Source organism: Hymenobacter crusticola (assembly GCF_002154225.1).
Lineage (GTDB): Bacteria > Bacteroidota > Bacteroidia > Cytophagales > Hymenobacteraceae > Hymenobacter > Hymenobacter crusticola.
Map to the genome: position 1 here is coordinate 239,213 of NZ_MTSE01000003.1, position 20,141 is coordinate 259,353.

A 20,141-nucleotide genomic window follows, 5' to 3' on the forward strand; every position below is an offset into this window, starting at 1 on the left:
CTAAGTCTAATACGTGAACTTTCATATTTTGGCTGCCTTAAATGCAAGGCAACCCTACTTGCGGAGGCGCGTTACAAGCCCGACAGCCCTATACAAGCTGTTTTGTCTCTCCCTGTTCCCCATTTTAATGTCTCTTTTACCATGAGAGGAAATCTTCGCTATTTGATTGCGTTGGTGATGGCCGCCTTCTCTTTCGCCACCTATTACTGCAACCGCTCCAAAAATGAAGTGACCGGTGAAGTGCAGCACGTCTCTATGTCGCCCACCCAAGAAATTGCACTGGGCTTGCAGGCGGCGCCCGAAATGGCTCAGCAATACGGCGGTATTCATCCCGACAAAGCCGCTGGCGCAGCCGTAGAGCGCATCGGGCAAAAAGTGGTGCAAAGCACCAAAGCGGGCCAGACGCCCTACAAATTTCAGTTTCACTTGCTAGCCGATGAAAACACGATCAACGCCTTCGCTCTACCAGGTGGGCAAGTGTTTATCACGGCAGGGCTGCTCAAAAAGCTAAGCTCGGAAGGGGAAGTGGCCGGCGTACTGGCGCACGAAATTGGACACGTAGTAGGCCGGCATTCCGCCGAGCAAGTTGCTAAGTCGCAGCTCACGCAAGGCCTGACGGGGGCCGCCGCTATTGCCAGCTACGACCCCGACCGGCCCGGCACGATAGCTAACGCCGCGGTAGCCGCAATGGTCGCTAAGTTGCTCAACCTACGCTACGGCCGGCAAGACGAGCTAGAAGCCGATAAGCTAGCCGTCGACTTCACGGTGCCGGCTGGCTACGATCCACGGTCTATGATTAAAGTAATGGAAGTGTTGCAGCGGGAAGGAGGCAGCGGCCGAACCCCCGAATTCCTGAGCACGCACCCCAATCCAGGCAACCGCATCCAGGAGCTGCAGAGAGAAATTGCTGCCGATTATCCTGGCGGCGTGCCAGCAGGACTAAAGCAGTAAACCAGACGATTAGAAAGAAAAGAATGCACGTGGCCGGGAGAAACTTTCGGCCACGTTGCGTTTAATCTGACGAGCTAGCTTACCTAGCGTACGCTCATTATTTTCACTAGCACCAGTATGCCCCAAAATACCATTTTGCGCCGACTGCTTTTCGTGTTAAACCCCGTTTCGGGCGACATCGATAAAGGCGACCTAGAAGACCAGCTCACTGCTTTTTGCACGGAGCGGGGCCGCTCAGCTGCTTTCTTCCACACGACTGGCGAAGACGACCTGCACAAGCTGCGCACTCATCTGGCCGAGCAGACCTATGATGCGGTATTTGCGGCGGGCGGTGACGGCACCGTGAAGCTCGTCGCCGAGGCCTTACTCGACAACGACCTGTTGTTGGGGATACTGCCCCTAGGTTCGGGTAATGGCCTTTCGAAGGACCTAGGTATTCCGCAAGAGTTGGAGGAGGCACGCCAACTGATTTGGGACTACCAGGTACGCGAAATTGATACAATGGAAGTGGGTGGGCACTTCTCCGCCCACCTCGCCGACCTAGGTTTCAATGCGCTGGTCGTGGAGCGGTTTTGCAGCGGTGACACCCGCGGGCCGGGCGCGTACATCCGTATTGCCATGCAGGAATACATGAACTACGAGCCGTGCACCTATCGTATCGAAACCGACCGCGAAACGTACGAAGGCCCGGCCTTTATGCTGACCATTGCCAATGCAAACACCTTCGGCAGCAATGTGGTAATCAACCCCGATAGTGACTTGGATGACGGCGAGTTCGAAGTTTGCCTCATCGAGCCATTTCCGGTAACGGCCGGAATCGGTATTTTGTACCAGTTGTATACCAATGCGTTCGATGCCTCCGCGTACACGCGCCGCATGCGTTGTCGGCGCGCGAGCATCTCGGTGCCGGGGCAACAGCAGGTACTCGCACAGGTTGACGGGGAACCCATTGAGCTACCTACGCCTATCGACGTCGTTATACATCCGCGGAGCCTGCGGGTGCTGACGCCCGTGCCACAGCCGGAGGAACAGTAGTGGTAGCAGCTGCCCCAACGAGCTGTTGGCGAAATACTTCGGGGCTCGGGGTGGTAGCATCCGTTGGTTCTAGGGTGCGTAGCCACACTTCCCCGTTTTGGTAAAAGTCGAGCCCGAAAAAGCCTTTGTGTTCGTGGATGAAGGTGGCGCGGCCGCCTTTCTGCACAAAGGCCGTTTTGCTGCCTGAGCCACTCACTAGATAATGACCATTTTTGTAGTGAAAATACTGCAAGTTATGGTCGTGGCCAGCCGCATAGATAATGTTCGGAAACTGCTGCAGCACCTTTAAAAGTCGTCGCCGCATTTTGCGGTAGCGGGGGTGGGCCATATCCTCTTCGGCGCCGACCACTTTGCGGTAGAGCGGCAACAGCGAGCCAATAATTGGCAGCGGAACGTAGGCTTTCTTGTAGACCGTAGTGAGCGGAAAAACGTGCTGCTTAGCCGTGAACTTGCCCCCGTGCAGGGCGTTGGAGTACAGCGGATGATGCCCTGCTACCACAATCTGTTGGTGGCGGTTCTGCTCCAGGATCTTGTGCAACTGCTGGAACGGCGTTTTCGAATCGGAGGCGGTGCAACCGTGCAGGTCACCGAGGGGGCGAGGCCCGTGTTGCACCCACCACTGCGTATTGAGCACCACTAGTAGCAGGTTGTCAGCGAGTTGTAGCGTGACAGGGCCAGGGCAACCATTTGGGGGTAGGTAGTGAGCAGTAGGCAGATGCTGGCGTACATACGCTTCTTGTCGCAGCAAGTACTGATAACCGTCGCGGCGACCTTTGTTCCAGTCATGGTTGCCGCTCAGGTAAACGATGCGGCCAGCGTAATTGCGTAGCGTATCCAGCTGAACGTTTAGGCGGTGTTCGGCCGCAGCTCGGCCGGGAGCATCTTCGGCAGGCAACCCCGTTGGGTACACATTATCACCGAGCAGCACGACGGTACTGGCCGCGTCGGCTTCCCGAAGCCAGGCTTGCAAAAGGTTGAGCACAGGATCAGTGCCATTAGTAGCCACGGCACCTAGGTCGCCCACCAACGCAATGCGGTGGCGCAGGGCTAGGTTGGGAGCGGGGTGGCGGTCTGCCCAGTCGCGCAGGCTAGGTGCCACGTATGGCTGACGCCGGTAGCGCCGCTCCTGCGCGTAGTTGTACGCGAGCCACAGTACCAGCACCCCGAAGGGAAGTAGCAGTAAATAAAAAAGATAGCTAGGCAACGCAGTAGGCTTTTACCTCTTATACGAAGCTGCCGCCAACACTGCTATCAACTTGCCTAATTCTTCGGAGAGCCCCTGGGCTAGCTCTTAAAAATTAGGAGGTGTTAGGTTTTTGAAGTGGCCATTCAGACGGACGCGTTCCTTCAGGCGCTCCGTTTCTACTACCACCGGCAGAATGCTTTCCAAGTGCTCTAGTACAATCTCTTGCCGCTCACTTTCGCTTGTCGCCGCTAGAAGCTGGTACTCTTGCTCCTGGGTGAAACCTAGGTGGTGGGCAATTTCATAAATCCGGTAGTTAGGAGCTAGGTCGAGGAAGAGCCGCCGCAAGCCTAAGGCTTCGTAGAGCTGGCGCACGTATTCCGTGATGCGCGGCTTAAGCAAGGCATCTTCGGTGGTATCGTCGGTAATTTCTTCGATGCGGGCAGCTGCGTACAGCTTGCCGGGTGCCTGCCGGTAAAAGTCGCGAATCCGGAACACGCTCACTCCCTGGGTGCGAATATCCATTTCGCCGTTGGGGTAGGTTTTTTCCACGTTCAGTAGGCGTACCTCCGTTCCTAGCTCACTCACATTCTCATTGATGTAGGGCGGAATCCCGAACGTGATACCAGTCTCAATGCAGTCGCGCACGAGTTGACGGTAGCGGGGCTCGAAGATGTGCAGGTTAAGCTTTTCGCCAGGAAAAACGACGAGGTTGAGCGGGAACAGGGCGAGGGTGCGGGGCATGATAAGTGAGAAGAAGACGCAGGAAAAGTACCGCAAAAAGCTGTACAGTGCTCAAGTGGCGGAAGCAAATCTGCTACTTTTGCCCACGAGCCCATGGTGGCTCGCTTTCTACGGTTCGTTTCCTTCGCAGTGTCAACAGATTTTAAACGGTATTGGCAGCTTGCCCAGCGCATCCTCCTGCAAGTGGTGGCAGCATTGTTTCTGACTTCTATTGCCTGGGTCTTGATCTACCGGTGGGTGTCGCCGCCGGCTACGTTCCTGATGCTGGAGCGCCGCGCCCACGCGCCCGTTGGCAAAGGCTACTACGGTATTCAGGAGGACGACCGGCGTATCCGTTACCGCTTTCGGCGCCTAGATGAAGTAGCTCCCCAGGTGCCGCTCGCCCTCATTGCGGCCGAAGACCAGCGCTTTCTCCTCCACCACGGCTTCGATGGCAACGCGCTCTTGGAGGCAGCCAAATACAACCTGAATGGGGGTAAAAAGCTGCGTGGCGGCAGCACCATTTCGCAGCAAGTAGCCAAAAACGTATTTCTGTGGCAGGGGCGCAGCTACATTCGTAAAGCAGCCGAAGCCTACTTCACCGTGCTCATCGAATTGCTTTGGAACAAACGCCGCATCATGGAAATGTACCTGAGCGTAGCCGAAATGGGCGATTGCACCTTTGGGGTAGAGGCAGCGGCCCAGCGCTACTTTCATAAATCTGCCGACCGCATCACGCCCGCCGAAGCGGCGTTGCTCGCCGGTGTGCTGCCCAACCCGCTGCGCTTCCGCGCCAGCAATCCAGGGCCTGTGGCGCGGGCCAAGCAGCAGCGCGTGCTGCGCAACATGCGGCGGCTAGGTGGTACCGCCTACGTGCGAGAGCTAGTAGCCGAATAACCAACCCTTTTTCCTTTTCCACATGCGCATGAAGCTAGGTGTACTTGTTATCAGTCTGGTGCTGTTCGCTACCAGTGTCCAAGCCCAGCGCTCAGCAGCGAGCCGGCAAGCCATCAACCAGGTGCTAGCGACGCAAACTGCGGCATGGAACCGCGGCGACGTCACGGGCTTCATGCAGGGCTACTGGCACTCCGACTCGCTGGTGTTCATCGGCAAGCGCGGCCTCACCTACGGCTGGCAGCCCACCCTCGACAACTACCGGCGTAACTACCCCGATGCTTCGGCGATGGGGCAGCTTGCGTTTTCCAACCTGCACATCACGCCGCTCGGCGCTGAAGTCGCGCAGGTGGTTGGCCGCTGGCACCTCACGCGCCCTACCGCCGGCGACTTAGAAGGTCATTTCCTGCTGGTGTTCCGCCGGATAGAAGGCCGCTGGGTGATTATAGCTGATCATTCAAGCTAGCTGCGCCGCCGGAAAAATGGGGGCACTCTCAGGCCACCTACCTAGGTTACAAACGAAAGAGCTTCCGCCAAGGCGGAAGCTCTTTCGTTTGTAGTTGCGAAGCAGGACCAACCCTAGGGCTTTTTCGGGGCTGTGGCTTGGTAAGAGGCGGGCTCCGCCGTTTTGGGTTCGGCTTTCTTTTTAGCCGCTTTTTCGAAGTCGCCGGCTTCCACGAATACAAGTTTATTATAATCAAGGTATTTCTTCACGGCGTTGTTCACTTGCTCGGGAGTTAGGGCCTGCACCTTCTTTTCAAATTCGGCATCCCAGGCAAACGTGCGGTTCAAATCCAGGTAAGTGTCTAAGCGGCTCGACAGTACGTTATCTTGCGCGCGCGACACGGACCGGTTTTGCAAGTAACCACTTTTGGCCGCTTTCACTTCGTCGGCCGAAAAGCCTTCCTTCGTCATGCGGGCAAATTCTTCCTGAATAGCCTTGTTCAGCCGGTCCTTGTTTTCGGGGTTATAAATGGCGTAAACGGTGTACGAAGCTAGCTTGTCGCGCGGGTCGGCCCCTACCATTGAGGCAATGCCGTAGCTGATGCCTTCCTTTTGCCGCACCCGCGTAGCGAGCCGCGAGTTCAGGAAACCGCCACCAAACAGGTAGTTGCCCAGCACGAGCGCCGGGTAGTCAGGGTCATCGTCGCGCATGGGCAGGTTGAGCCCCGCCACGTACACGGCGTTGGCTTTATCGCTGGTTTGCACCGCTTGGTTACCCGACTTGATGTCTTGGTACGTGCGGGCAATGCGCGTGTAAGGCTTGCTAGCTTTCCACTTGGCAAAGTCGTTCTTGACGAGCGTGCGCACGGTGGCTTCGTCGCTGGCGCCGACTACGGCTAGGGTTGCATGGTCGGCCCCGTAGAAATCCTTGTAGAATTGCTTTACCTCGTTTAGCGTTAGCGCTTTGAGGGCTTCAATCTCTTCGTCGAAGGTCATCACATAGAGTGGGTGGCCTTTCGGATGTGGGTTGAGCAGCCGCTGACTAGTGTTGAAGGCAATGGCTTGGGGCTCTTGCTTTTGCGATTCCAGACCCGCCAGACGTTCTTCCTTCAGCTTATTAAACTCTGCTTCGGGGAACGACGGATTCTTGAGGTAATCGGTTACCACTTTCATCACCGCCGGCAGGTTTTCCTTGGCCGTTTCCACGACCACTGAGGCTGTTTGGGTGCCGCCGTACACGTAAGCGCGCGACTTCAGCTTGTCTAGCTCGTCCTTGATCTGCTGATAAGAGCGCGTTTTGGTGCCGCGCTCCAGCATGGAAGCAGTCATGCTAGCTACTACTGGCTTGTTAGTTAAGCTTTTCTCGTCGCCATAGCGCAGGGTGAGTTGCACGTTCACGCTGTTGCCACGGGTGCTCTTGGTCAGGGTGGCGTACTTAATATCTTTTTCCTGCTCCCGCTTCGTGCGCGCCTCAATGTTGGCCGGCGATACATCGAAGGCTTCGCCCGCCGCCACTACTTTTTCTCCCTTGTAGTTTTTGACCAGCGCTGCCACATCCGGCGTGGCGGGAATCTCGGCCCGCTCAGGCTTCTGATCCGGGATGAAAAGCCCGACCGTGCGGTTTGAAGGTTTTAGGTAGGCCCCAGCAACGCGCTGCACATCAGCGGGTTTTACCTTGCGGATGTTATCACGGTACAGAAACACCAGGCGCCAGTCGCCGGCCGCAATCCATTCACTTAGGTCTAAGCCCACGCGCTCCGTGTTCTTGAACATCATGTCAATCCCGCTCAAAAGCTTGGTTTTGGCGCGTTCTACCTCTTCAGGCGTGGGGGCTTGGCGCGTCACAGCATCTAGGGTGCCAAGCATGGCCGTGCGGGCCGAGTCTAGCGACTGTTCTTTGCGCACCTCCGCGTAAAAGAACGCAAAGCCAGGGTCGTGTAAAGCGGGCGTCCAACCATACGTGTACGCCACCTTCTTCTTGTCGACGAGCGCCTTGTACAGGCGGCCCGAGGGCTCGTTGGTCAACACATCCATGAGCACGTCGAGGGTTGCGTAGTCGGGGTGCGGGCCGGCCGGCGTGTGGTAGGCTACGGCTAGGCCTTGCGTATCGCCCACGCGTCGTAGTGTTACGCTTCGTTCGCCGTCCTGGGTTGGCTCGGTTGTGTAGGAGGCAGAAAGCTGACGGGTTGGCTTCGGAATAGCCCCGAAGTATTGGCTAATGAGTTTCAGCGTTTTCGGCTCATCAATTTTGCCCGCCACAACGAGCACAGCGTTGTCGGGCTGGTAGAAACGCTTGTAGAAAGCTTGCAGGTTGTCAATCGGTACGCGCTCGATATCTTCTTTCGAGCCGATGGTTGATTTGCCGTAGTTATGCCACAAATACGCAGAAGAGAGCACCCGTTCCATCAGCACGCTCTGCGGGGAGTTCTCACCCATTTCGAACTCGTTGCGAACTACCGAAAACTCCGTGGCTAGGTCCGTTTTACTGATGAAGCTGTTCACCATCCGGTCGGATTCCAGGCTGAGGGCCCAGTTAAGATTCTCGTCGGTTGCCGAGAACGTCTCGAAGTAATTGGTGCGGTCGTACCAAGTGGTGCCGTTGGGGCGGGCCCCGTGCTCAGTTAGTTCCTGCGTGATGTTCTTGTGGTTGGTCGAGCCCTTGAATACCATGTGCTCCAGCAAGTGCGCCATGCCGGTTTCCCCATAGCCTTCGTGCCGCGACCCTACCAAATACGTGACATTCACGGTCATCGTGGGCTTCGATGCATCCGGAAAGAGCAGCACTCGCAACCCATTGTTGAGCTGATATTCCGTGATGCCTTCCACGGAAGTTACCTTCGTAACGCCCGCCGGCAATTGGCCTTGCGCATACGTAGGAGAGAAGCCCGTGGCGAGCAGAAAAGAGGCTATGCACCACGGCCGGATAGAGGCAATAAAGCTTTGCATAAAAAGATATTTATTTTAGATGAATTGGTACGTTATAGATAATAACTATTCGCTAGAATACAATTGGTTAGGGGAATTATGATGCTGATAATTTCTTGCTTTAAGATTATACAAAGGGTGTTTTTATAATGCCAAGGCCTATAAGCCACGCGGCCCGCTAGGAACACCTAGCGGGCCGCGTGAAAAAGTTGATAGAAATACTTAGGCTTGCTCATCCTTCTGCTTATCCTGCTCGATAGCCGGAATAGCTTCGTTGAAGATAAGGCCGGTACGAGCCGCGTGTTCGGCAGCTTGCACAGTATCTTGCACCAGCAGCATTTCTACCTTATGCTCATCATCAAGTAAATCCTCGGCTACTTTCTCCACGAGCATTGCCCGGTCGGGGCGCATGATATCGCGGATGTAGATAGCTAGGATGCGGTTTGGGTGGCGTTGCACCACTTCCCGGTAGATATTGGCGTCTTCCTGCCCACTGTCGCCAATAAGGACAAACGGGAGCTTCGGATACGTAAGCAGCAGATTCTCTATCTCCTTGAGCTTGTGGCCGTGGTGAGGGTTAACGTGCCGGTCGCTGCGCTTACGGCTCACGGCCATGTCACGCAGCAGAATGGGGCCGGCCGGAATTTCGTTCAGCGCCAAGAAGTCTTCCAGCAAGTCATACAGGTTCCAAGGGCTGCTACTCACGTAGAAAAAGGGGTTGTTGCGCTTCCCATTCCGCCCTAGCTGCAACGCGCGGTAAAACTCAGCTACACCCTTGAAAGGCAGCCGCGAGTGGGCATTGCGCAGCAGCACCGTGCGAGCCATGCGCAACAAATCCGTGGCGGAAGTTTGGATGACGGTATCGTCGAGGTCGCTGATGATACCGTATTCTGCGTCGGCGGGCGGAATGAGCACCCGCGCTTGAGCACGTACGCCGGGCGGAGTAGGAATAGGCTCGGGGGTAGCCTTCAGGTCTATATCCACAGCATACCACAGATAATCAATCGGCTCGCCCAACACCGAGGGCTCCAAGTTGAGCGTAAAGTAGCCTTCCTCGTCGGTCACAATGGGGTGTTCGGAGCCATCCGCAGGCCGAATCAGAAGCTGCGCATCGGGAATTTCGTTGCTCTCGAAACGCCGGTACATGTTCAGCAAGTTCTGCCAGCGGGAGTCGTCGGCCGAGGGTTCACCAATGCCTTTGTCGGTGAGCAAGCGGCCCTTCACGTAAAGGCGGGAAGGGGTACCGTAGCTGCGGTAAGGCACTATTTGCAAGGGGTGCAACAACCCAAGCCGGGCACGCATCTGAAGTACTAGGTCATCGGCGCGCTCAGCCCAGTCGTTTAGTTTGTCGAGAAGAGGCATAGTTGGCAAGAAAGAACGGTAGTACCGGAAGATACGAGAGGCCTCAACGGTAATGTTACGGCACGCCCAAAAACAACGGCGCCCGCTACACATGTAGCGGGCGCCGTTGAAAGAGACTTTACAGAAGGTTACAGAGCCTTTTGCAGCTCCAGAAACGACGCGTTATCGACGGTGCGGCCAGTACAACCTAGGCTTGCAGCTTTGGCCGTGATGGCCTCAATGCGGGCGCCTGGGTCGGGGTGGGTACTCAGGAACTCTGGTGGGTTTTGCTGGCCGGTGCTTTGGGCCTTGCTAAAGAAGCCAGCCGTGCCGTCGCACGAGTAGCTTGTGTTATTAAGATATACAACCGAGTAGTCATCAGCTTCGCGCTCAAAGTCGCGGCTGAACTTGAGCTGCCCTAGGCCGGTGGCAATTTGGGCGAGCTGGTTGGGGTTCTCTCCTAGCACAAGGCTCAGCAACAAGGAGATACCGTACTGTTGCTGTAGCTGCTTCGAGGTATGCCGGCGGTCGGCGTGGGCAATTTCGTGGCCGAGCACGCCTGCCAGTTGGCTTTCGTTATCCAAGAACTTAATGAGGCCGGAGAAAACGTAAATGTGGCCGCCAGGGGTGGCAAAGGCGTTTTGCGTGGCGTCATCCTTGATGATTTTTACGTCCCAAGGGAAATCGTTGCGGTGCGCAAGTTGTCCGTTGTTTAACACCCGGGTCACGATAGGGTCGAGCAGCTGGTAAGCGCGGGCGTTGTTTGTGCGCTCCAAGAGCTGGCCTTTCGCACGGTAGGTGGAATCAGTTTCGGCGGCAACTTTGTCACCAAGGGCTTTGTCGTCTTCGATGGAGAAAAGTACTACGTTGTCGCCGTCGCCGGAGCAAGCGGCAGCGCCCAATAATGACGTAGCCAGGGAGAATAGGAGCCAAGGCTTACGCAGGAGGTGTACCATAAAATTGAAAAGGAGCTAGAAAGGTAAGTAGGAAGAAAGGAGCGCAACGGAATAACCCGATTGACTTGCACGCCGGTTAGAGCAGCTTTTTTAGCTCCGTTAGGTTGGCGTTTGAGGAGGTCCGGCCGGTGCAACCTAGCTGCTTGGCTTTCGCTTGAATATTGGCGATGCGGGAACCGGGATTGGGGTGGGTGCTCAGGAACTCTGGTGGGTTCGACTGACCTGCTTTCTCGGCTTTAATGAAGAAGCCCGCGGTGCCATCGCAAGAATAATAGTTAGTGGCTTTTAGGTAAGCTACCGAGTAAGCATCGGCCTCACGCTCGTAGTCACGGCTGAATTTGAGCTGCCCTAGGCCGGCGGCTATCTGAGCCAGTTGACCGGGATTTTTGCCCAGGGCTATGCTCAATAAGAAGCTCACGCCGTATTGCTTCTGCAACGATTTGATGGAGTGGCGACGGTCGGCGTGGGCAATTTCGTGGCCGATTACACCCGCCAGCTGATCTTCTTGATCGAGGTATTTGATGAGGCCGGAGAAAACATAGATGTGGCCGCCAGGGGTGGCAAAGGCGTTTTGCGTGGCGTCATCCTTGATGATTTTTACGTCCCAGGGAAACTGCTTGCGGTAGGTGATTTGGCCGCTGTTGAGCACCCGGTTCACCACGCCATCGAGGAGTTGGTAAGCGCGGGCGTTCTTGCTGTTACGGTCGAGGAGTTGGCCTTTAGCGCGGTACGTAGAATCGGTCTGAGCCGCAACTTGGTCACCTAGGGCTTTGTCATCCTCGATAGAAAATAGTGAAAAGCCTTGGTGCGGAGTAGTAGCGCCAGTGGTAAAAACGGCGACTAAAGAGAGGAGAAAAAAGAGCTGCAAAAAGGGGCGCTGCATAAGAAAAGCAGGTGTGGAAAGGTGAATAGAACAGCAAAAAGAAAGAAAAAACGGTGCCAGAACCGGGTGTGGGCCGCTTACGATAGATATTCAATTTTGGTTATATTGTCGCGACTATCTAACGAAAATAGACAGAGGATCATTGCGCCCGTGCAAGGCTAGGCTGGGAATAGAGCGCGACTTTCCTAGCTCATCTACGTAGAGGAAAAACCACCCGTGCTGCCACCCAGCAGCCGTTGTTGAAGACTCACGCTACTATGTCTGTTGCTGCCACGCACCCACGCCCAAAAACGAAAAAGAAGCTGCTTGATCCGCTCGAAGAAGCGCACGAGCTCTACAAAGACCCAGCCCGCCAAGCCGAGCTAGCGGGGCTCCGTTACCTCCCCGATACCAAACCCGGTCTCACCCGGCAGCCCGGCCCCGATGGCACGTTTACGTACCTAGATGCTAAAGGCCAATCCGTTAGCAATGAGAAAGTTATGGAGCGAATTCACAGCTTCGTTATTCCACCCGCCTGGACCGAGGTGTGGATTTCGCCTTCTGCTAACACGCACTTGCAAGTGACTGGGCGCGATGCCAAAGGGCGCAAGCAATACTTATATCACTCGGCTTGGGATGCGGCCCGCAGCCTCACTAAGTTCAGCCGTTTGCGGGCGTTCGGCGAGAAGCTGCCCGCGCTACGCCAGCAGATTCAGAAGGACTTGAAGCGCCCCCAGCTGGACAAGCAAAAAGTGATAGCGCTAGTACTGAACCTGATGGATCAGTCATTTATTCGGGTGGGCAACCGCGAGTACGCCAAGAAGAACAAGAGCTATGGCCTGACCACGTTGCGCGATCGGCACGTGAAGGTGGAAGGGGACTCGGTACGGTTTTCCTTTATCGGTAAAAAAGGTGTGCCCCACGACGTAACCCTGCACGACCGTAAGCTAGCCCGCTTAGTACAGAAGTGTAAAGAAATTCCGGGTCAGCACTTGTTTCAATACTATGATGCCGACGGTCACCGTGCGGAGCTAGAATCGGGCGATGTGAACCAGTACCTGCACGACGTAACCGGCATGAGCTTATCGGCGAAGGACTTCCGGACCTGGGGTGGCACCGTGAAGATGGTGGAGTGCCTAGAACTAGTGATTAACGAAGAGCCGGACCTGCCGAAAGCTAAAGTGCTGAAGCGTGCCGTGAAAGAAGTGGCCACTGGCCTTGGCAACACGCCCACCGTTTGTAGCAAGTACTACATTCACCCCCAGGTGGTAGAGCTGTTCAACTCAGACAGGCTCATCGATTACCTGCGCAAACACGACATCGACCCCAAAGAAAATGATCTGCTAACTCCCACCGAACACATGGTGCTGGAAATGCTAGAATCGGTATAGAGTGATTGAGTAGCTGAGTGACTACGTAATCTTTGCATGCTATTACTCAGTCACTCAGCTACCTTCTAATCGCCCTCTCGGTCGTAGGTGTGGGCTTCGACGCCTTTGCGGGTTCGGTCGCGGGTGCTAGGTCCAGCTTCTAACGTGTTGCCACTGCGCGTATCGTAGTAAAACGTCTTTTTGCGGCTGTGGCGCACGTGTGAACTGTCTTTGACCTCATCGCGGTTTGGCCCGCCAAAAATATTGATGCGAATGCCGTGCGTTACGTCGCCGCTTACTTCAAATGTGTCTTCGCCCCCGAGGCCATGTAGCGTGATGAGCTTGGTTTCGGTGCTGCGGAAAGTACGCGCATACATAAGCTTATTAGCTGTTGCATACACCTGTACTTGGGTAGTGGAGTCGGTGAGGCGCTGCACGACAAACCGCTCCGCTTGGTCGGTGCCCACTACCGTTACTTGGCGGGCTAGCAGCCGGTAGTAAGCGCGCGCTGCTACCGGAAGTGAGGCCCGGCGGGTACGCAATGCTGCTGCCGTGCGTGCACCTTCTAGCTGGTAAATAGGTGGGGGCAGGCGGCGCAACGCTTTTTCGATGGCATCATCGGTAAGCCGGCTTTGCAAATCAAGAGCTAGCTTTTGGAATTGAACGCTAGTAAGCTCATTGAGGGCCCGTTCGTCGATGAAGCGGGCATTCTTGACTAGCCCGTCGATGCTTTCGTAGTGCGGCTTAAAAGTACGCAGTTTGCCCACAATAAACGGGCGGCTCACAAGCCACGGCACCAGCCCGTCGTCGAAGCGGTAAAAAACCTGGTCTCGGTCTTTCGGGATGGGGCGGTAAAGGGTGCGGTCTTGTTGGGCATACACGGCCCATTGCCACTGGCCCTCGTGCCGGTCCCAGTCACCGAGCCAAATGTCGAGTAGGCGGGCGCGTGCAAAAGCTAGCTGATCGAATTGATGGTCAGGATTTTGGTAGCGCATCCGCAGCACGTCGTCGCTGTCTTCCAAGTCCTGAGCATTGCCAAAAGCAGGCGTGAGGTTGCTTTTGCCATCAAATTTCTCTTCGAGCAAAGCTAATTTCCCTTGAAATTTTGGCGCATTCTCGCCTAGTCCCTTTTCGTCGGCTCGGATATAGAACAACTGAGGTGTGGTGTGCAGCACCCCAGCGGCTTCGGCCAGCGGCGGCACCACAAACGCGCCGTATGGGTTAATGGCCGAGGTAGCATCGCGCACTAGGTCGAGTACAAAGGTTTTTTGCAGCGTTTTAGGTAAGGTTTTGTAAGGGTCTTTGTCGAGGGTCCGCAGAGCATATTCGCGGTCATTACGGCCAAGCAAGGTCATGCTGGTGCTCTGAAAGCCGCCACCTAGCTTGCCGGCCTGTAAGCCACCGGGTACTGCCGTCTGCGGATTGAGCACGGGCACCGTCACGGGCGTGGTCCACACATGGCGGTAGTGTCGGCCGAAGAAAACCCTGTGCAGCACATGAGCCCGGTAATGCCGACCGGCAGTCACGCGGGCGCTATCGGCCGTGGCGGCAAGCGGGGCAGCGCCTGGTAGCCGGGCATCCGTTTGAAAAAAGCGTTGTCGGGCACAGCCCGCAACAAATAGCCAACATATCAGGAGGAGAAGTACGCGAACAACCATGTAGTGGGGAGAAAGCACAACCTAGGTGCTTGAACGAAACCCGCCGATAAAAGATAACAGCACAACCGCTACCCCCTAGTTTGCGCTATAAGGTCGGCCGCCCGTGTGGCGCCCGGCCTGTAGGTCGCATTGTTATGATAGTTGCCCTTGTGTCTTATTTCTGGTGTAGCTCCCGCGTGAAAGTTCTATCGTGCGGGTTGCTGTGCGTCTCCTGCTCCGCGCCTGCAACTCCCACTGGCCCGCCGCCCACCATCGCGGCCGACTCAACGGTGCACGTAGCGGCTGGCCCGCAGTATCTGCGCGGGGCTATGCACCGGTTCTTCTGGGGCAAACACTACCGGAAGGTGTGGGCTGTGCCGGTCGAGGCCCGGGTGATTAACTTGCGCACGGCTATTCCCGGTGGCTTCACCCCAGTGCGCGAAGGCGGAAGCTTTCAGACAAAAAACCTGCGTCTGGTGACGCGCGATGACCTGGAATATGTGTTGCGCTCCGTCGACAAAGACGCCACCAAGGCGCTGCCTGCCCAGTTTCAGAAAGGAATGATTGCCAACCTGATGAAAGATCAGACCAGCGTCATCAATCCATACGGGGCCTACATTGTGCCGCCGCTAGCCAAAGCAGCGGGTGTATACTACACCAATCCGCGCTTGGTGTGGCTGCCCGATGATCCAGCCCTGGGCAACTTTCGGCAGAGCTTCGCCAACGCGCTATACCTGCTGGAAGAACGCCCCGATGGCAACCAACGCGACAGCCCCAATTTCGGCCGCTCGGCACGGGTGGAAAGCTCGCGCAAAGCTTTTACCAACCTAATCTACAGCCAGCGCTACCGCGTGGATGCGCGCCAGTACCTGCGGGCGCGCTTGTTCGATATGTGGCTCGGCGACTGGAGCCGGCGCGAAGACCAGTGGCGCTGGGCTAGCTTTCCGGCGGCCGGTGGCACGGTGTACCGGGCCATTCCGCGCGACCGGGACCATGCCTTTTTCAAGTTTGATGATGGCGTACTAACGCGCATTATCAGTTGGTTTAAAACCAACTACCAGAGTTTTCACGGTAAAATTAAGCTGCAAAACGTGGAGGGCCTGAACCGTGCCGCCCTGCCCATGGACAAGTCGTTGCTTGCCTACCTTACGGCCAACGATTTCCAGCAAGTAGCCGACTCTATGCGGCAGCAGCTTTCTGATGGCGTTATTCGGCAGGCGCTGCAAGTATGGCCTCAGCAGGTTTATAACTTGGTTGGGCCGGAGTTTGACGCTAAGCTGCGCCAGCGGCGTGAGCAGTTGCCAGCCGTTGCGGCAAAGTTCTACGAGCTGCTCGCCCGCGATATGGAGCTGCCCGGCACCGATCAGGCAGAGCGGTTCGTCGTAACTGCTCAGAGCAGGTGGCAGCTGCGGGTGCAGGTGTACGCCATGCGCGACAGCCGACCCGATAGCTTGCTCAACCAGCGCACGTTCGACGCCCGAGAGACACGCTCTATCAAGCTGTTTGGCCTAGGTGGGGCCGATGTGTTCGATCTACAAAGCGTGCCCGACGCTCGCATTGCCCTTAGCATTTATGACGGGGCCGGACAGGATACGATTCAGCAGCACGCGACGCACACAAAAGCTAGCTTAGCAAACATCACCGTGTACGACAGCGGCGACGGCAACACGGTTCGAGTTATGCCCAAAAAAATAAAGGTGGAAGCTTACAAGCCTCGGGCAGAAGAGTTTGATGCAGCGGGGTGGCTATTGCGCCACCGCTTGTTCTAATCTTAGCCTGGCTAGGCCTGCAGGAGCCAACCCTCAGCCTGACGCTGGTCGTCAAAATAATTCACCGCCAGAGGGGTAGCCAATGAGTTCGTGACTTTTAGCGTCGCGAGGTGGCTGATAACGTCGTATGCCTGGATGATGGCACAACGGGAATAGCCACCTTCCCGCACGGCGCGGGGCACCCAGTTATTAACCAGCCAATACTGATCATCGGGCATGATAGCCGCAAGCAGCTGATGGTCAGATAGTACTTTGGTGATACCGGAGTCCTTTAGCAGCAACAAAACATGCTCGTAGGCTTCGCGCAGATCCGAGGTACGGACCAGCGTTGGATGCCACTCAATACGCACGTAGCCTAGGTTATGCGCAATGATACTCGCCAGACTGTTGTGAAAAAAGAGAGACTCGTGAATTGGGTAACGTAAATCAGGCATTAAAACGCTTGAAAAGAACACATTAATGTTGAAAGACAGGAATGTGCAAACAGGCAGTAGGAGGGCGGCACAGCGGCGCTGTATAGGTAAGCAATTTACCAGTTTGGGATGAGCTTATGCGTAGCTCACAAAAAGAAAATGCCTTTGGCAAGACGCCAAAGGCACTGAATAGCTCTTCATGAAAGCTAGCTATTTGAAGATCTTGACTTTATCCTTATGCTTAGTGCGCAGGTACTGACGAATAATCTGCTGCACATCCTTGTTGTCGTTGTAGCGCGTGATAATCTCCTTGAAATCGGCGAGCTTTCGCGCCGAAAACGTCTCTGTATCTACGTAGCCAAAACCTAGGTAGCGACCGTGCTCCACTACCACGACCGTTTTCTCCAACTCCGTGCGGCCCCGGCCAATTACCACAAACGAACTGTGCTCATACGTGAACGACTCAATGGCTTCTTCAACGCGCTTATTGTATTCCTCCGGAGCCTCCAAACCTAGGCATGCGCCCTTGCAGCGGTGTACCTGGTAGTCGAAGCAAGCCCCTTGGGTTTTGTATAGGTCGCACAGCTTTTGGCATAGGTTGAACTTGGCAACTTTATGAAACAAAAAGCCTTTCGCCTTAAACTGGTTGGTGAGGGCAATGAGCGGGTGTGAAACGGCGTGGTCGTCGGCACGGCCGTAATACAGGCGCTTGTAGCCTTGCTCATCAGTGCGCAGGAAGATACCGGCCGGAAATACCGAGCGTCGCTGCTGTCGGTTGTACAGTGGCTTCAAGCGCTTAATCTCGTGCGATTCGTAGAGGAGCGCTACTAGCTCTGAACCTGTAAGTTCCCACGTAATATCGGAGATAGAGTTCTTGAACTCTAGGCTCTTGCGCGATTTGTAATCAACGGCAAAGTGCTGCTGAATACGCTTATAGATGTTGATGCTCTTGCCTACGTAAATGACTTCGCCCTGCTCGTTATGAAAGTAGTATACGCCAGCTTCCTGCGGCAGAGAAGCGACCTTTTCTGGCGTAATGTTAGGCGGCAGTAAGGCGGTTTTAATTGCCTCTTGCACGGCCGCAACGCGCTTGGGGCTAGGTTGCTTGGTGGGCTTGCGGCCACTTGGCGCCGTAGCATCCACCGCTGCCAGGGTTTCGGCGGCCGTAGTATTGGGGTTGCTGAGGGCTTCTTCCTGTTGCGTGATCTTGAGTAGGCGGTCGAAGAGGACGGTCGTGGCTGCCGCATCCCCGGCCGCGCGGTGCCGCCCCTCCAATGGAATCCCGATGTTTTGGCACAGTTTACCTAAGCTGTAGCTAGGCTGGCCTGGAATCAGGGAGCGGCTTAGGCGCACCGTACACAGCGTTTTGCGCGAGTAGTTGTACCCCAGGTCGGCAAACTCTTTTTTCAGGAAAGAATAGTCGAAGCGGACGTTGTGCGCCACAAAAACGCAACCCTCCGTCAGCTCCACAATCTTGCGCGCTACCTCGTGAAATCTCGGGGCATCACGCACCATATCGTCGGTGATACCCGTGAGCTGGGTGATAAAAAAAGGAATAGGCCGCCCTGGATTCAGGAGCGTCGAAAATTGATCCACGACTTGGGTGCCGTCGTGAATAAAAATGGCAACTTCCGTAATCCGGTCCTGGGTTGGCTGCCCACCGGTGGTTTCCAAGTCAACTATAGCGTACAAAAGCGAAGCAGTAGCAAAGGCGAAAAATAAGGCTAGGTATTACTAACAAAGATAGCCGGCCGGAAGGTTGCACCGCGGGCAAAACGGTAGGGCTTCAGGTAAATAAGTTTGCCAAACAGTGCTGCATAGGGCGGGCACAAAAAAAACGGCCTGCCGAAGCAAGCCGTTTTTAGTAATACAGTTGATTGAAGACTAGTGCTTCAGCGCCGTAATTTTGTTTTTGGTAGCCAGGATTTGGCCGTGCTGCTGCTGAATTACCGATTTAGCTTCGGCGGGCAGGTCAGCAGCCTTCAGGGCTTGCTCGTAGGCTTCTAGGGCAGTAGCATCACCTGTTTCGCACTCGCCTAGGATAGCGTTATCGTCTTGGCCGGTTACGGCTGATTTCAGGTTGATCCAGCCGCGGTGCAATGCTGCTGCTGCGTCGGTCAGGGCACCTTCAATCGTGCTTTCGCTTGCAGGGCTGATGCCGTACTGGCTAGCGTGCTGCTTTAGCTCCGACGCAAACTGGGCGCGCTGTTGGCTGAACTGCGCCAGCTCCGATTTCAGTTGGGGGTTGCTTACGCCTTCAGCAGCTTCCTGGTAGCCTTTAGCACCAGTTTCGTTGATTTCTACAAGGTCATTGTAAGCGCGGGCAGTTGATTCGTTGATAGCCATTTTGGTTGGGTGTTATAAAAAAGAGTTCGTTTCAGAAAGTAGCTCAGCCTCATAAAGCTGCGCTGTTAGGGCTTATACTAACGGCGTGTACTTGGGGTTACATGCTCGCCGCGAATCCGCTGCCAAATCCGGGCAAAAAATCCGGGCTTATCGTCTGATTTGTCCTTTTTGGTGTCCTCGCCGTCGGAGATATCACCTAACAAGAAGCCCCAGGGCTCCGTCGATTTGGAAGCGTCGAAGATTACTTTCAGCACGGCCGTGAGCGGAATGCTCAAAATCATACCGGGAGTGCCCCACAACTCGCCCCCTAGGATCAGGGCAATGATGGCGGCCATGGGGTTGATGCTCACCTTCGAGCCAGTAATCGTAGGGGTGATGAAGTTGCCTTCCAGGAACTGTACCACCAAGAACACGCCTAGAACGCCTGCGGCCCGCAGGGGAGAGCCGGTTTCTACTAACGTAATGAGCGTAGGCAGTGCCGCCCCGATGAAAATGCCGATGTACGGAATAACCGCCAGTACCGAAGCAAACACGGCAAAGAAGATGGCAAACTTTACTTGTAGCGCGAGCAGTCCAATGGCATTCAATACGGCTACAATCACGATAACCGTCAGCAAGCCAGAGATATAAGCCTGAATTACCGTCTGGATGCTATCAATGGTGTGTAGTACCGAAGTTCGCTTATCGGGAGCTACGAAGCGGAACATAAACTGCCGAATATGGTCGCGGTAGTACAGCAAGCAGAAAATGTAGATTGGAATCAGCGTCACGACACTAAGCACTGAAGTCGTTGTGTTGAGCGTGGTACCGAGCCAACCGCCTGCCCGCGTCTTCAGCGAATCCAGAGACTGATCAATGATTTGGTCTTTGCTCATGGGCTCAAACCCAAACCGGCGGCTCAGCAATTGTTGCGTCTGGTCGAAATACTGAGCTAGGCGCTCTTGCAGAATGGGCAACTCGTCGCGAAACTGGACGATTTGCGAGCCGAAAATGTAGACTAGGCCCACAATCAGCAGAATAACCAGCAACAGGCAGCAAACAATAGCTAGGATGCGCGGAAAGCCCCAGCTTTCAAACTTACGGCACAGCGGCAGCAGCAGCACCGCCAATAAGCCCGAGAAGAAGATGGGGAGCAGGATATCGTCGAGCCGGTGCAGTACAAATACAAGCAGCGAAAGTCCAATTAGCAGAAAGGTGTAATGAACGACAGCTGATTGCTTGATCTCAATAGGTGGTTGAGAGTGGCGCGGCGTGTTAAAATTGTTAGGAGTTGGCAGCATTGGCTAAAAAAA

17 protein-coding genes are annotated in these 20,141 nt (G+C 55.4%); 6 read left to right on the forward strand and 11 right to left on the reverse strand.

Annotated elements, in window-relative coordinates; all coding sequences use genetic code 11:
- Nucleotides 1–141 precede the first annotated feature (141 nt).
- Both BXP70_RS07375 and BXP70_RS07380 read left to right on the forward strand, forming a co-directional pair.
- On the forward strand, nt 142–951 hold the full coding sequence (locus tag BXP70_RS07375; RefSeq protein WP_086593396.1) for a M48 family metallopeptidase: 810 nt from the start codon (nt 142–144) through the stop codon (nt 949–951).
- Nucleotides 952–1,068: 117 nt separating this feature from the next.
- Complete coding sequence (locus tag BXP70_RS07380) at nt 1,069–1,986, forward strand: diacylglycerol/lipid kinase family protein (protein WP_179197618.1); 918 nt, start codon at nt 1,069–1,071, stop codon at nt 1,984–1,986.
- On the opposite strand, the gene BXP70_RS07385 is transcribed toward BXP70_RS07380, so the two are convergent.
- Nucleotides 1,928–3,148, reverse strand: coding sequence for a metallophosphoesterase (locus tag BXP70_RS07385; RefSeq protein WP_245849550.1), 1,221 nt, complete (start codon nt 3,146–3,148; stop codon nt 1,928–1,930). The two genes, BXP70_RS07380 and BXP70_RS07385, sit on opposite strands and share 59 nt — an antisense overlap.
- A gap of 129 nt (nt 3,149–3,277) precedes the next feature.
- Nucleotides 3,278–3,913, reverse strand: coding sequence for an LON peptidase substrate-binding domain-containing protein (locus BXP70_RS07390; RefSeq protein ID WP_086593398.1), 636 nt, complete (start codon nt 3,911–3,913; stop codon nt 3,278–3,280).
- A 129-nt stretch (nt 3,914–4,042) separates the two neighbouring features.
- Here BXP70_RS07390 and mtgA point away from each other — a divergent pair, with 129 nt between their 5' ends.
- Together mtgA and BXP70_RS07400 are read left to right on the forward strand one after the other, a co-directional pair.
- Nucleotides 4,043–4,789, forward strand: coding sequence for a monofunctional biosynthetic peptidoglycan transglycosylase (gene mtgA / locus BXP70_RS07395; protein ID WP_245849551.1), 747 nt, complete (start codon nt 4,043–4,045; stop codon nt 4,787–4,789).
- Nucleotides 4,790–4,811: 22 nt separating this feature from the next.
- Nucleotides 4,812–5,252: a YybH family protein gene (locus BXP70_RS07400; protein ID WP_317044461.1), complete on the forward strand. Its 441-nt coding sequence runs from the start codon at nt 4,812–4,814 to the stop codon at nt 5,250–5,252.
- A gap of 113 nt (nt 5,253–5,365) precedes the next feature.
- Here the strand turns inward: BXP70_RS07400 and BXP70_RS07405 are convergent, their stop codons facing one another.
- From BXP70_RS07405 to BXP70_RS07420, 4 genes are all read right to left on the reverse strand, one after another.
- Nucleotides 5,366–8,176, reverse strand: coding sequence for a M16 family metallopeptidase (locus BXP70_RS07405; protein ID WP_086593400.1), 2,811 nt, complete (start codon nt 8,174–8,176; stop codon nt 5,366–5,368).
- 201 nt (nt 8,177–8,377) lie between these two features.
- Complete coding sequence (locus BXP70_RS07410) at nt 8,378–9,517, reverse strand: App1 family protein (protein WP_086593401.1); 1,140 nt, start codon at nt 9,515–9,517, stop codon at nt 8,378–8,380.
- A 128-nt stretch (nt 9,518–9,645) separates the two neighbouring features.
- Nucleotides 9,646–10,452, reverse strand: coding sequence for a M48 family metalloprotease (locus tag BXP70_RS07415; protein ID WP_086593402.1), 807 nt, complete (start codon nt 10,450–10,452; stop codon nt 9,646–9,648).
- A 76-nt stretch (nt 10,453–10,528) separates the two neighbouring features.
- Nucleotides 10,529–11,335, reverse strand: coding sequence for a M48 family metalloprotease (locus BXP70_RS07420; RefSeq protein ID WP_086593403.1), 807 nt, complete (start codon nt 11,333–11,335; stop codon nt 10,529–10,531).
- Nucleotides 11,336–11,592: 257 nt separating this feature from the next.
- Between BXP70_RS07420 and BXP70_RS07425 the strand changes: the two genes are divergently transcribed.
- Nucleotides 11,593–12,705, forward strand: coding sequence for a DNA topoisomerase IB (locus BXP70_RS07425; RefSeq protein WP_086593404.1), 1,113 nt, complete (start codon nt 11,593–11,595; stop codon nt 12,703–12,705).
- Nucleotides 12,706–12,770: 65 nt separating this feature from the next.
- Here BXP70_RS07425 and BXP70_RS07430 read toward each other — a convergent pair whose 3' ends face one another.
- Nucleotides 12,771–14,342, reverse strand: coding sequence for a hypothetical protein (locus BXP70_RS07430; RefSeq protein ID WP_143436405.1), 1,572 nt, complete (start codon nt 14,340–14,342; stop codon nt 12,771–12,773).
- 176 nt (nt 14,343–14,518) lie between these two features.
- Between BXP70_RS07430 and BXP70_RS07435 the strand changes: the two genes are divergently transcribed.
- On the forward strand, nt 14,519–16,090 hold the full coding sequence (locus tag BXP70_RS07435) for a hypothetical protein (protein ID WP_143436406.1): 1,572 nt from the start codon (nt 14,519–14,521) through the stop codon (nt 16,088–16,090).
- An 11-nt stretch (nt 16,091–16,101) separates the two neighbouring features.
- Here the strand turns inward: BXP70_RS07435 and BXP70_RS07440 are convergent, their stop codons facing one another.
- The 4 genes from BXP70_RS07440 to BXP70_RS07455 all read right to left on the reverse strand — a co-directional run bounded on the left by BXP70_RS07440 (nt 16,102) and on the right by BXP70_RS07455 (nt 20,129).
- Nucleotides 16,102–16,524, reverse strand: coding sequence for a hypothetical protein (locus tag BXP70_RS07440; RefSeq protein ID WP_086593407.1), 423 nt, complete (start codon nt 16,522–16,524; stop codon nt 16,102–16,104).
- Nucleotides 16,525–16,713: 189 nt separating this feature from the next.
- The gene (locus tag BXP70_RS07445; RefSeq protein ID WP_086593408.1) at nt 16,714–18,195 is read right to left on the reverse strand and encodes an exonuclease domain-containing protein; all 1,482 of its coding nucleotides are present in this window, start codon (nt 18,193–18,195) and stop codon (nt 16,714–16,716) included.
- 192 nt (nt 18,196–18,387) lie between these two features.
- Nucleotides 18,388–18,849: a ferritin-like domain-containing protein gene (locus BXP70_RS07450; RefSeq protein WP_086593409.1), complete on the reverse strand. Its 462-nt coding sequence runs from the start codon at nt 18,847–18,849 to the stop codon at nt 18,388–18,390.
- 77 nt (nt 18,850–18,926) lie between these two features.
- On the reverse strand, nt 18,927–20,129 hold the full coding sequence (locus BXP70_RS07455; protein ID WP_086593410.1) for an AI-2E family transporter: 1,203 nt from the start codon (nt 20,127–20,129) through the stop codon (nt 18,927–18,929).
- Nucleotides 20,130–20,141: the final 12 nt, after the last annotated feature.

Bases quoted from the DNA above. Each gene is read 5' to 3' on its own strand.
- BXP70_RS07405 (WP_086593400.1), bottom strand. From the start codon at position 8,176: ATGCAAAGCTTTATTGCCTCTATCCGGCCGTGGTGCATAGCCTCTTTT.
- BXP70_RS07440 (WP_086593407.1), bottom strand. From the start codon at position 16,524: ATGCCTGATTTACGTTACCCAATTCACGAGTCTCTCTTTTTTCACAAC.
- BXP70_RS07410 (WP_086593401.1), bottom strand. From the start codon at position 9,517: ATGCCTCTTCTCGACAAACTAAACGACTGGGCTGAGCGCGCCGATGAC.
- BXP70_RS07425 (WP_086593404.1), top strand. From the start codon at position 11,593: ATGTCTGTTGCTGCCACGCACCCACGCCCAAAAACGAAAAAGAAGCTG.
- BXP70_RS07455 (WP_086593410.1), bottom strand. From the start codon at position 20,129: ATGCTGCCAACTCCTAACAATTTTAACACGCCGCGCCACTCTCAACCA.
- BXP70_RS07415 (WP_086593402.1), bottom strand. From the start codon at position 10,452: ATGGTACACCTCCTGCGTAAGCCTTGGCTCCTATTCTCCCTGGCTACG.
- BXP70_RS07430 (WP_143436405.1), bottom strand. From the start codon at position 14,342: ATGGTTGTTCGCGTACTTCTCCTCCTGATATGTTGGCTATTTGTTGCG.
- BXP70_RS07380 (WP_179197618.1), top strand. From the start codon at position 1,069: ATGCCCCAAAATACCATTTTGCGCCGACTGCTTTTCGTGTTAAACCCC.
- BXP70_RS07450 (WP_086593409.1), bottom strand. From the start codon at position 18,849: ATGGCTATCAACGAATCAACTGCCCGCGCTTACAATGACCTTGTAGAA.
- BXP70_RS07400 (WP_317044461.1), top strand. From the start codon at position 4,812: ATGCGCATGAAGCTAGGTGTACTTGTTATCAGTCTGGTGCTGTTCGCT.
- BXP70_RS07390 (WP_086593398.1), bottom strand. From the start codon at position 3,913: ATGCCCCGCACCCTCGCCCTGTTCCCGCTCAACCTCGTCGTTTTTCCT.
- BXP70_RS07420 (WP_086593403.1), bottom strand. From the start codon at position 11,335: ATGCAGCGCCCCTTTTTGCAGCTCTTTTTTCTCCTCTCTTTAGTCGCC.
- BXP70_RS07375 (WP_086593396.1), top strand. From the start codon at position 142: ATGAGAGGAAATCTTCGCTATTTGATTGCGTTGGTGATGGCCGCCTTC.